Origin of the sequence: Thermoleptolyngbya sp. C42_A2020_037 (assembly GCF_015272455.1) — a bacterium.
Lineage (GTDB): Bacteria > Cyanobacteriota > Cyanobacteriia > Elainellales > Elainellaceae > Thermoleptolyngbya.
This window is the reverse complement of record NZ_JACYLP010000055.1, coordinates 1-11,857: the sequence shown is the minus strand read 5'-3', so window position 1 is coordinate 11,857 and position 11,857 is coordinate 1. Positions and strand designations below refer to the sequence as shown.

Annotated in this window: 9 protein-coding genes and 1 pseudogene; 4 read left to right on the top strand and 6 right to left on the bottom strand. The window is 56.2% G+C overall.

The window, feature by feature from the left end:
- Positions 1 to 69: 69 nt before the first annotated feature.
- Positions 70 to 1,902 (top strand): fatty acyl-AMP ligase, encoded by a 1,833-nt coding sequence (locus IGS16_RS19550; RefSeq protein ID WP_297088345.1) that lies wholly within the window; start codon positions 70 to 72, stop codon positions 1,900 to 1,902.
- Positions 1,903 to 2,370: 468 nt separating this feature from the next.
- Positions 2,371 to 3,825 (top strand): S1C family serine protease, encoded by a 1,455-nt coding sequence (locus IGS16_RS19545; RefSeq protein ID WP_297088342.1) that lies wholly within the window; start codon positions 2,371 to 2,373, stop codon positions 3,823 to 3,825.
- Positions 3,826 to 3,971: 146 nt separating this feature from the next.
- Here IGS16_RS19545 and IGS16_RS19540 read toward each other — a convergent pair.
- The 4 genes and pseudogenes from IGS16_RS19540 to metH form a co-directional block, all read right to left on the bottom strand.
- Positions 3,972 to 4,546, bottom strand: a pseudogene (locus tag IGS16_RS19540) (Uma2 family endonuclease).
- Between the two features lie 46 nt (positions 4,547 to 4,592).
- Positions 4,593 to 5,042 (bottom strand): DUF6036 family nucleotidyltransferase, encoded by a 450-nt coding sequence (locus IGS16_RS19535; RefSeq protein ID WP_297088339.1) that lies wholly within the window; start codon positions 5,040 to 5,042, stop codon positions 4,593 to 4,595.
- A 283-nt stretch (positions 5,043 to 5,325) separates the two neighbouring features.
- Positions 5,326 to 5,616 carry a nucleotidyltransferase family protein gene (locus IGS16_RS19530; protein ID WP_297088337.1) on the bottom strand — a complete coding sequence of 97 codons (291 nt, stop codon included), beginning with the start codon at positions 5,614 to 5,616 and terminating at the stop codon, positions 5,326 to 5,328.
- 169 nt (positions 5,617 to 5,785) lie between these two features.
- Entirely contained in the window at positions 5,786 to 9,448 is a 3,663-nt protein-coding gene (gene metH, locus IGS16_RS19525; protein ID WP_297088335.1) for a methionine synthase, read from the bottom strand.
- Positions 9,449 to 9,850: 402 nt separating this feature from the next.
- Between metH and IGS16_RS19520 the strand changes: the two genes are divergently transcribed.
- Positions 9,851 to 10,438: a response regulator gene (locus IGS16_RS19520; protein ID WP_297088333.1), complete on the top strand. Its 588-nt coding sequence runs from the start codon at positions 9,851 to 9,853 to the stop codon at positions 10,436 to 10,438.
- A 23-nt stretch (positions 10,439 to 10,461) separates the two neighbouring features.
- Here the strand turns inward: IGS16_RS19520 and IGS16_RS19515 are convergent, their stop codons facing one another.
- Entirely contained in the window at positions 10,462 to 10,860 is a 399-nt protein-coding gene (locus IGS16_RS19515) for a response regulator (protein WP_297088332.1), read from the bottom strand.
- On the bottom strand, positions 10,853 to 11,557 hold the full coding sequence (locus tag IGS16_RS19510) for a HAMP domain-containing sensor histidine kinase (protein ID WP_297088330.1): 705 nt from the start codon (positions 11,555 to 11,557) through the stop codon (positions 10,853 to 10,855). The genes IGS16_RS19515 and IGS16_RS19510 overlap by 8 nt, the downstream gene beginning before the upstream one ends.
- 47 nt (positions 11,558 to 11,604) lie before the next feature.
- On the opposite strand from IGS16_RS19510, the gene IGS16_RS19505 reads away from it, so the two are divergent.
- Positions 11,605 to 11,820: a hypothetical protein gene (locus IGS16_RS19505; protein ID WP_297088328.1), complete on the top strand. Its 216-nt coding sequence runs from the start codon at positions 11,605 to 11,607 to the stop codon at positions 11,818 to 11,820.
- Positions 11,821 to 11,857 lie beyond the last annotated feature (37 nt).

Genomic DNA, 11,857 nt, shown 5'->3' with positions numbered 1-11,857 from the left:
GGGCATACTCTTTTAGGAATCAGGAAGTTGGCAAGTTGGGCGAAGAACCCATCCAATCTAGTAGAGCATTTGACCTGGCAATCGCACGGTCATCCAGACCGCAAGGCGTTTATCTTCTTAAAGGAGGGCGAAGCCGAAGCGGGACACCTGACCTACGCCGAGTTATGCCAGCGGGCGACCGAAATGGCGACTTGGCTCCAGCAGCAGTTTGCACCGGGCGATCGCCTGACGCTGGTCTATTCCTACGAAGCAGCGCTGGAGTTTGTCGTGGCGTTTTTGGGCTGTTTGGCGGCGCAGGTGGTTCCCGTCCCCTGCCATCCGCCGCGCAATCAGCAGGGGGTGGCCGACGTGGCGGCGCGGCTGCTGGGGTCGGGGTCGGTGGGCGTGCTGACGGGGCGATCGCTCTTGCCCAAGCTCCAGCGCCAGCTTGCCCCAGCGTTGCCCCCAGCACACCCGCTGCGCTGGCTATCTCATGAAGACTGTCATGCATCGGCAGCGAGCTGGGTCAGACCCGACCTGTCGCCCGACAGCCTGGCCTTTTTGCAATATACCTCTGGCTCTACGGGCACACCCAAGGGCGTAATGGTGACCCACGGCTGCCTCTGGGCCAATCAGCAGATGCTCCACGCTGCGTTTCAGCATACCGAAGCGTCGGTGGGCGTGGGCTGGCTGCCCCTGTTTCACGATATGGGGCTGATCGGCAATATTTTGTATTCCCTCTATGCCGGGTCGCTGTGCGTGCTGATGTCGCCGATTGCCTTTGTGCAAAAGCCTGTGCGCTGGCTGGAGGCGATCGCCCGCTACGGCGCAACCACCAGCGGCGGCCCCAATTTTGCCTATGATTTGCTGAGTCGGTATGTCACCGATGAGCAGCGCGATCGCCTCGATCTGTCTACCTGGGAGATTGCCTTTTGCGGCGCAGAACCCGTGCGGCAAGCCACGCTCGACCAATTTGCCGAAAAATTTCGCCCCTGTGGGTTTCGCCCGGAGGCGTTTTATCCGTGCTATGGCATGGCCGAGGCGACGCTGTTCATCACGGGCGGTGCTAAGCATTTGCCCCCCAAAACGCTGCATGTGGACACGCAAAGCCCAGAGCAAAACCGCGTGGAGATTTGCGAACCGTCCCGTCCCGGCCTTGCCCGCCCCAGCGCACGGCGGATGCAGACGCTGATCAGTTGCGGACATCCCTGGCTAGACACGCGGATAGAAATCGTTAATCGGGACACGCAGATGCCCTGCGCCGAAGGGGAAATTGGCGAAATCTGGGTGGCAGGGAGCGGCATCGGCAGGGGCTATTGGCAGCACCCGCTGGGGCTAGAGAATCCCTTTGGGGCAACGCTGGCCACGGGCGAGGGCGGCTTTTTGCGGACGGGCGACCTGGGCTTTGTGCAAGCGGGAGAACTGTTTATTACTGGGCGGCTGCACGATGTGCTGGTGTTGTGGGGCTTCAACCACTATCCGCAGCACATTGAGCAGACGGTGGAATCGTGCTATCCGGCGTTTCGTGCGGGCGGCTGTGCGGTTTTTGCCGCGCCAATTGATGAAGAGGCGGAGGGCGAAGAGCGGCTGGTCATTGCTCAAGAAGTGGAACGCAGCGCCCGCCAGCACCTATGGCTGCCAGACGTGGTGGAAACGGTGCGCTGGGTAGCGTTTCGGGAGCATTTCGTAGATGTGGGGGCGATCGCCCTGGTGAAACCCGGCGGCTTGCCCCGCACCTCCAGCGGCAAGATTCAGCGGAGTCGCTGTCGGCAACAGTTTTTGGAGGGCAGTCTGGCGGTGATCGACGTGTGGCGATCGCCCGATTGTCTAGACGTTTCCAGCCTAGTGCGGCGCTACCTCAATCCGCGCACTCACCTGATCCGCTTGGTGGCGCGGTTGCGGGCCAAGCTTAGCCGACCTTAGAGCAGAGGGGACAAACGCCAGAGGACAAGAGCAACACCCCCTTCTCGTCCTCTTTGCACTTTTATGCAACTCACTTTTCCTGTGAGCGCAATGAAATTTGCGGGAAAGGGGAGTGCCCTAGCTGGGGCGATCGCCCTATTGTACTTAACAACAGCTTCAAGCCAGCGCCCGCCCCCCAGCCGCCGCAGCGTGAAGCAGCATATTGCATAAGTTTGCTCATCCCGGAAATACATCTTTTTGGAACTCATTTAGTGATCCAAAGAGAACGTTAGCATATCGCAGTCGTTTTAACTTTCAGTCATGTAACCAATACGGGACTGGGAATTGAAATGACAAGCAATAACGCATACTAAGTTTCACTTGCTGGTTCATAAATTTACACGATTCCATACATGGCTGCGATCGCTCTTTGACTGCACTCCAACCATTGCACTGAACTACCTAATACCCCTACGGAGGTCATGCTCTATGGTACGCTCCTTCACACGTCCCCAGCCCGCTCGCGTGGTTCGTTTTGCGGCTTCTGGGTTGCTGCTGCTGCAAACGGCGATCGCCACCACGTTCGTCAGCGAATTTGCCCTGACCACCCCCGGAACCGCCCTCACCCAATCAGCCGCCGCCCAATCGCGGGGCAATGTTCAAGATGCCGAAGCCGCTGTGGTTCACATCCGCACCAACGGCCGCAATGGCAGCAGTACTGGTAGCGGGGTAATCATCGACCCCAGCGGATTAATTGTCACCAATGCCCATGTCGTTGCTGGGGCGCGGGAAGTAATCGTGACCGTGCAAGGGCGCGAAGTGCGGGCAGAGGTTGTGGCAATGGGTGCTGCGGACTGCCTGGATCTGGCCTTGCTGCAACTGCCCAACCAGCGCAACCTGCCCACCCTGCGCCTTGCCGATGCCAGTTCCATCACAAAAACGCAAGATATCTGGGCACTGGGCTTTCCCGTCGGCAGTACGCCGACCTCTCCATCCATCGTGGAGGGCACGGTGAATAACATTCATGTTCCTCAGGGTGTGGTGGTGTTTAATGCGCCAGTCAATCCGGGCAACTCTGGCGGGCCGGTGATTGATAGCCAGTCGCGGATTATTGGCATCACCAAGTCGGGCGCTCGCAATGCCCAAAACGTGAATTACGCCGTGTCGGTGGAGCAGGTGCGGCTGTTTGTGGAGTCCTATCGGCAGGGGCTGCGGTTCCCGATTGGGCAGTATGTGATTCCCGCCGCGGCCTCGTCTAACCAGCCCATCAGCCAGTCCATCTCGCTGACCCGTAGCAATGTGCAGGGCAACTTGCAGCCTGCTGACAGCCGCTTTTGCGCCGACGGCAACCCCCCGACGGATATCTACACCTTTGAGGCAGAGGCAGGGCAGGCGGTGATGCTCAGAATGTCTACTCGTCAGGCTGGATCGCATCTGGTGCTGGTCGGGCCCGATGGACGGGCGATCGCCTTTGACCGTAGTAATGGGGCGAATCGAGATGCGCTGGTGGTGCAAAAGCTGACCCAGAGCGGGCAATACACCGTGCTGGCCATAGCCGCAGGCGAAACCCAATCTGGACAGTATGACCTGCAAATTTCGCAGCCAATTTTGGTGGAGCAGGGAATGTTGGATGCCAGCACTGCACCCTGTTTCGATGATGGCTCCCTCTGCCGCGCTTACAACTTCCAGGGACGCGCCGGACAGACCGTCGCGCTGATTGTAAACTCGGCGTTTAATCCGTACCTGATTGTGCGCGACCCCAATGGCGATCGCGTGGTGGAAGGCAGGGCAGAGCGCCAGGGCAGCCTGCGGTTTGAACTGCCCGCCGACGGCTGGTATCGGCTGGTTGTGGGCGGCATGGAACCGGGCGATCGCGGCGAGTTCTTTGTCTCCATCATCGACACGCAGGATTTGCCTGGTGCAAACCGAGTGTCGCAGCGCTGAGGTAGTGCTTGCTGAGGCGTGAATCTGAAGCGTGAATCTGAACGCGAACCAATGCACCTGCGGCGGGAGGTCTGGCAGCCAGTCCAGCACCCCGCCGCAGAGGCATTATGGCTCTGCGCCAAAACCAGCGGGCGATCGCCCCCCATTCATCCTGCGGCAATTCCAGGCACTTTTTGGTAAAGGGTGGCGATCGCACACTCCAGCCCCACACTCTCAAAGCGCACTGTGTCGCCTACGCCGTAGCGCTGCCCAACCCAGCCCTCTGCCGTCAGCCTATAGCATTCCAGCGCCATTTCAGACTGATTCACCAACACATATTCGCGCAGGGTTGGCACGGTCTGATAATCGGCAAACTGGTCGCCCCGGTCAAACGCAGCGGTCGAGTCCGACAGAATCTCGATGACCAGCGTTGGAAAGCGGATGAAATCTTCGGTCGTGGATAGATCACGCTCGTCGCAAGTGACCACCACATCAGGATAGTAGTAGCAGTTGGCGGACTCCAGCCGCACCTTCATATCCGACGACATCACCAAGCAGGGCGAATCTTGCAAATGGACATTCAGCAGCGTGGTGAGGTTACTCGCCAGAATGACGTGGGACTTCTTCGCCCCTACCCTCGCGTAGACCTGTCCTCGGCGATATTCATGCCTAGTCGGGCTGGGCGATCGCCCGCCAAATAGTCTTCTGGAGAGATGTAGAACTTGCTGTACGGCGCTTTCATCACTCAAGCCACAAGCCAAGATTCTATTCAGTATGACATCTTTGCTCTATTCCAGATTTTCTAAGTCATTGAGATCCTTCAGCCTGCCGCTAGCCTGCTTATTGAGCTTTAGATCTTTCAAGCTAATGATGTTTACCTCAACACCATCCAGCACATCGACTGTCTTCTCTGCGTAGCATTCCTCAAAAGACACCCCAGAAATGGTAGTCAGAACTTCAATCCTAAATGGAGGAACCCCCATACGAGCAATTTTGTTGGGCTGCAAAAATAGCTCTGGGGTTAGCCCCTCTACATTGAATCCAAACTCTCGAATTGCATCCACTACTTTTTGAGCGTTTTCCGGATTGATTGCAATCCAGATATCGATGTCAGCGGTTGCGCGGGCATAGCCATAATATCCAACCGCATAGCCACCGATTAGTAGATACTCAACTTGTTTTGAATTCAGCAATCTCAAAAAATCTTTGAAATCTGACGGTAGAAGGCTTGTAGCCATAGATAACCTGTCGCATTTGCTCTATTGCTTGCAACCGCTCATGGGGTGTTTTTGAGCGCCAGTATTGCGTCTCATCGGAATCGTCGAATAGAGACACAACGGAAAAAGCAGTTTTATCTACGCTGAACATAAATATGATTAATAGAGTAATTTTGGAAAGCATTACTCTAATTTTCAGTTAGTTAGAGTGCTGCACTAGTGCTAGTTTACTATACTCAGACCCTACTGGATTCTCTCGCTGGCGATCGCCCCCAAAATATCCTGAATTCTCAAATCCCACGGTCTAGATGACATGCTGCAAATCCTTCATCACGGGTTCGCGAACATGCTCTCGCAGCGCCTTTGCAGTGCCCAAATCTACTTTGCAGCCCAGCAGATCTTCTAAATAGTGGCGCACCCGAAACAGTTGAAACAATCCGCCTGGGCGATCAAACTCCACCAGGAAATCGATATCGCTATCATCCCGCGCCTCATCCCGCGCCACGGAGCCAAACAGATCAAGCGACTTCACACCCAACTCTTGAAGCTGAGCGCGATGGGCTTGCACCAGAGCGATCAACTCATCTCGTTTCATGCAAATCGTGAAAAAACGAAGAACGAAGAACAAAAACCGAAACTCTCTTATTTTTTCCTTCTTCTCTACTAAAGTCCAAAAGTTCGAGAGAAGCACTCTCTCCTCATCTTCTCATCCCCTCTCTCCCCCTCTCCCTCTCTCCCTCTCTCCAACACCCCGTCACTCTCCACTACGCACTGAAATATTTTGCAGTCGGGTGATACACCACGATCGCCGTCGTCGATTGCTCTGGATAGAGCTGTTCGCTTTCGTCCATGTGCAGCCCGATGCGCTCCGCCCCCAGCAGGTTGAGCTGAGTGTACTGATCCTGAATGTTCGGACAAGCAGGATAGCCAAAGCTATAGCGTGACCCCTGATAGCGTTGCGCCAGCACATCGCGGATGTTGTCGGGTTCCGCCGCGCCAAAGCCCAACTCGCGCCGGATGCGGGCGTGCGTCCACTCTGCCAGCGCTTCTGCGGTCTGCACCGCCAGCCCGTGGAAGTACAGATAGTCGGTGTATTGGTCAGCGGCAAATAGCTGCTGGGCAAATTCGGTGGCAATGTCGCCGACCGTCACTGCCTGCATGGGAAACACGTCAAACTGAGTGGCTTGGTCTTTGGGCAGGAAGAAGTCGGCGATGCAGAGGCGGCGGAGGGACTTCTGACGCGGGAAGTTGAACGTGGCGACAGGCTGCAAATCTTGTGGGCCCATGCCATTTTTCACAGCGGCCGGGTCGTAGATATACAGCGAGTTTCCGTCGGACAGGCAGGGGAAATAGCCGTAGACCACCTGCGGCCGCAGCAGATTTTCTGCCAATACGCGCTGCTTCCACTGCGCCAGGATGGGATACGCCTTTTCCTGCAAGAAAGCATCGTACTCCTCGCGGCTCTGCTCCTTAGGCTTACGGAACTGCCACTGCCCTGCAATCAGCGCCTGTAAATCCAGATACCAGAACACGTCCTCTAGCGGAATATCTTCTGGGTTTAGAATCTGCGTGCCCCAGAACGGCGGCGTGGGGCGAGGAATGTCGAGGGCTACGGCTTCCGACCTCACCGTATCCTCAACCGTTGGCGCTACCGTAGTAGCTGACTGCTCCGATTCTGCCTGAACCTCAGACACGGTTTCTTTTCCTGACCCCTGACCCCTGCTCTCTGGCTCCTGCGCCTCGTCCAAAAAGCCCTGCACATCATCCCACTGGCCTGCTGCCTTCGCGGACATCAGCTTGTCCATAAAGTGCAGGTCAGAGAAGGCATCTTTGCCGTAAATCACCTTCCCTTTATAGGTGTTTTGGCAGTCTTCGTAGACAAACTTGGGCGTAAGCGCTGCACCACCCAGGATAACGGGCACAGTGATGCCGCGCTCATTAAATACCTCTAGGTTCTCTTTCATAAAGGCGGTGGACTTCACCAGCAGTCCGCTCATGGCGATGCAGTCGGCCTGGTGTTCAAAGTAGGCGTCGATGATGTTGTCTACGGGCTGCTTGATGCCCAGGTTAATCACGCGGTAGCCGTTGTTGGTGAGGATGATGTCCACCAGATTTTTGCCAATGTCATGCACATCGCCCTTCACCGTGGCAATTAGAAAAGTGCCTTTGGCATTGCCGCCGGATTCTTCCTTGTCCATAAACGGCTCTAGGTGCGCGACGGCGGCTTTCATCGTCTCCGCCGATTGCAGCACAAAGGGAAGCTGCATCTGCCCAGAGCCAAACAGATCGCCGACGACCTTCATGCCGTCCAGCAAGAAGGTGTTGATGATGTCCAGCGGCTTGTAGGTCTTCAGCGCTTCGGTGAGGGCTTCTTCCAGCCCGATGCGTTCGCCGTCGATGATGTGCTGCTTCAGTCGCTCCTCGATGGGCAGATCGGCAAGGGAGCCGCCGGAGCGGGTGTCTTTGGCCGAAACCCCCTCGAACAGTTTGGTGAGTTCTGTCAGCGGATCGTAGACGCAGACCTCGCCTTCAAACCGCCGCTGGTCGTAGATGAGCTGGCGACAGACTTCCTGATGCTGCGGCTCAATTTTGGCCAGGGGCAAGATCTTGGCGGCGCTGACGATCGCCCCGTCCATGCCCGCCGCCGTTGCCTCATGCAGAAACATCGAGTTCAGCACGATCCGCGCTGCGGGGCTGAGGCCAAAGGAGATATTCGACACGCCCAGCAGGATGTGAACCCCTGGCAGGTTTTGGCGGATTTGGCGAATTGCTTCGATAGTGGCCTTGCCGTTTTCGCGGTCTTCCTCGATGCCGGTAGAAATGGGCAGCGCCAGCGGGTCGTAGAAGATTTCGTAGGGCGGAATGCCGTATTCCAGCGCATCGCGGTAGGCCCGTTGGGCGATCGCAAATTTCTTTTCTGCCGTCCGAGCCATGCCCTCTTCGTCGATCGTGCCCACCACAATCCCCGCACCGTAGGTCTTGGCCAGTTCCAGCACCTTGAAGAAGCGCTCGTCGCCGTCTTCGTAGTTTGTCGAGTTGAGGATGCACTTGCCGCCTGCGACTTTCAGACCCGCTTCCATCTTTTGCCATTCGGTGGAGTCGAGCATCAGCGGCAGGTTTACGTTTGTCACCAAGCGCGACACCAGTTCCCGCATGTCTCGTTCGCCGTCGCGGCCCACGTAGTCCACGTTCACATCCAGGACATGGGCCCCTTCTTTGACCTGCGATCGCGCTACGGCCACCAGCCCGTCCCAATCTTCCGCATTCAGCAGTTCCCGCACTTTTTTGGACCCGCTGGCATTCAGGCGTTCGCCAATGATCAGAAACGAGTTGTCCTGGTCGTAGGGCTGGGCACTGTAGATGGAGGCGGCGGCGGGGATGTAGGAGAGGGCGGGACGGGAGGAGGGGTTTTGGATTTTGGATTTTGGATTTTGGGGGGGCTGGTTTGTGGCGACTCGCCCTTGACCCCTAACCATGCGCTCGCGGGGCTTCAGCGTGGGGGCGATTTCGGCTAGCTGCTGGATATGCTCTGGGCGCGTGCCGCAGCAGCCGCCGATCACCTGCACGCCCAGGTCTTCGACGAAGTGCATCAGCGCCATCCGCAACTCCATCGGCGTGAGCTTGTAGTGGGCATGGCCGCCGACGTTTTCGGGGATGCCCGCGTTGGGGATGCAGGAAATGACGAAGGGCGAGTGCTGCGACAGGTAGCGGATGTGGTCGGCCATGCGGTCGGGGCCGGTGGCGCAGTTTAGCCCCAGGATGTCGATGGGGTAAGGTTCCAGAATGGTGAGCATGGCGGCCACGTCGGAGCCGACGAGCATCGTGCCCTGAATTTCCATCGTCACGGACACCATCAGCGGACGGCGAGCGCCCTTCCGCGCAAACACCGCCTCGATTGCGTTCAGCGCTGCTTTAATTTGCAGCACGTCCTGGCAGGTTTCCACGATAAACAGATCCACGCCGCCGTCGTAGAGTCCCTCTGCCTGCTCCTCAAAGGCCGCCTTCATCGTGTCGTAGTCGATATGGCCGAGGGTGGGTAGCTTGGTGGTGGGGCCCATCGACCCGGCCACAAAGCGGGGTTTTTCGGGGGTGGAAAATTCTTCGGCGCAGCGTTTTGCCAGTTCCGCTGCCAGCTTGTTGAGTTCATAAGCGCGATCGCCCAGGTTATATTCCGCCAGCACAATGGAGGCCGCGCCGAAGGTGTCGGTTTCGATTACGTCCGCACCGGCGGCGAGAAAGTCGCGATGCACCTTGGCGACCGCTTCCGGCTTGGTGACGACCAGATACTCGTTGCAACCCTCATACTCCGCGCCGCCAAAGTCCTCCGCCGTCAGGTTTTGCACCTGGAGGTTTGTCCCCATCGCGCCGTCAAAAACGATGACCGGGCGATCGGGGCTGTGGAGGCGATTTAGAAAGGCGCTGTTCATAGTGCGAGTTAGGCTGATGTTGTTGAGGCAGGGTTTGCCCTCATCCCCCAGCCCCTTCTCCTGTGTGAGAAGGGGAGAAAAGTCCCTGTCCCGGTGGGAGAGGGATTGAGGGTGAGGGCTGGCGCAGTCGTTCTAGGGTTTGTCGGTGTTGTCTTTTGTCAGTATTGTCTAGCGTATCTCACTCGCTGGTGTGCCCCAAGCGATCGCCCCTGCAAGTCTCAGAATTCACCAGGAAAACTGGGTGCGACAGAAACCGAAGTTCAGAGAAAAAAAGCGAAGTGAAACGCAAGCGTGAGGGAATCCTCACTTATGCATACACTTGGGAATAGGGCGATCGCTGTTGGGCAATCGCCCTGCATCTTCCCCCTCATCTGCACGACGGCGTGCAACGCGATAACCCCTATGGCGAGCCTCAAAATCCTGATTGTGGACGACAGCAAGACGATTCGGATGCAGGTGCGAGACATGCTTCCGCGCGGCAGCTATGAGGTGATCGAGGCGCGAGACGGGGTAGAAGGGCTACATGTGATTCGCCAGGAGCGCCCCAATTTAGTGCTGCTGGATTTCTTTATGCCGCGCATGAACGGCTGGGAAGTGGTGCAGACGATCCAGGCCGATCCCCGGCTGAAGTCGATCCCGATCGTGATGATGTCGGGTCGCCGCGAAGATGTGGAAAAGACCGTGCCGGAACTGTTTGACTATTTTGAATTTGTCGGCAAGCCGTTTGGTCAGTCGCATTTGTTCAACGCAATTCGCTCTGCCACCGCAAAGGCAAAGGATCGCCAAGAGGTGGCAGCGATTCCAATGCGCTCTCCAGCGGAGGTGGAAGACGCTCCCGCCGTTGCGCCCAACGGAGCCACCGAACTCCAGCAACTGAAGGCCGAAGTGCAGCAACTCCGCAACCAAAATGCCCGCCTGCGAACGGAAGTGGAAACCCTGAAAAAGCAGATGGCGCAGGTCGTCGCCCTCGTGCGCCAGAAGTTGGGATAGCGGTCAAGGCTAATATTGCTCTGCTACTTCTGCTCGCTCAATGCCGAATCGATCATCTGCTTCAGTTCTTCCTCTGTCCAGGGCTTGCGGAGACAGGTGTAGAGATTGGCCTCTTGCCGCGCCCGCTCAATTGCGGCTTCGTCGGCCTGCCCGGTCAGCATCACGGTCACAATTTTGGGAAACTGCTGATGAACCTGGGTCAGAAATTCATCGCCTTTCACATTGGGCATGAGCCAATCAGACACAATAATTAAAATCTTGATGGACTCTGCCTCAAGCTCGCCGATAAGTTCCCAGGCTTCTTCTGCACTCTGGGCAAACTCATACAAATACTGACGACCAAACAACCGCTGCAACTGGGATTTTAGTGAAGCGAGAACCGTGACTTCATCATCAACACATAAGATTGCTGCATCAGACATGAGTGAATTCCTCGATAACTTCCTCATTGGGTCGAGAGTCTTGACTTGGCGCTTCCTCAATCGGCAGCCAAATCCTAAACTCAGTATTCCCAGGACGGCTCTCCACTTCGATAGAGCCACGGTGCTTGTCAACAATTTTTTTACTGATGTACAATCCCAAACCGCTTCCTTGTCCAGCCGATTTGGTCGTGAAGAATGCGTCAAACATTCGATCCTTTACATGTGATGGAATGCCGCTACCCGTGTCGGCAATACGCACTTCGACCCCGCCATCTTTCTCGACAATTGAAATGGTCAAGGTTCCACCAGATTCCATCGCCTGGATCGCATTATGAATCAAGTTTGTCCAGACCTGGATTAGCTCGTCGGGATAACCCAAAATACTGGGAACTTCCTGATAGTTGCAGCTTAACTGAATGTTGCGCTTGATTTGGTTGTGATAAATCTCCAGGACATTTTCAATACCATCGCTAACCTGTAGCGGCTTCTTGTCTCCGCTCTGGTCAAATCGAGCGTAGCTCTTGAGGGCAAAGACAATTTTAGAAGAACGCTCAACGGCCCGCAGAATCGTTTTGTTATTAAGAAAGGAACTGGCAAGACTGTGGGCCAGATGAATTGCCCAGTCTCGATGTTCACTCTTGAGAATTGGCATTAAAAAGTCAAGATCGTCTCGAACGCCAATAAGGGTGCGTGTCACCTTCTTGGTAGAAAAACTAGGCTGGAAAAGACGCGCATCTATCTGCCATGTCTATGACTCCTGAAGACGAAGCCCAACTGCAACAGTGTGTTGAAACGATAGCCAGCATTTTGTATCGCAATACGCCTGCTGAACAACTGCAAACGCTAGAAGGCATTGAGCAAGCCATCCGAACCCACACGCAACAAGCCGTATTGCCGCAACTGGGAGTTTTTTTATTGCAGCAGCGACTGGTACAACTGATGGCAGAAGTGTTGAATTGAGACATAAAACTTTACATTTGACCCTATGAAGCTCCTA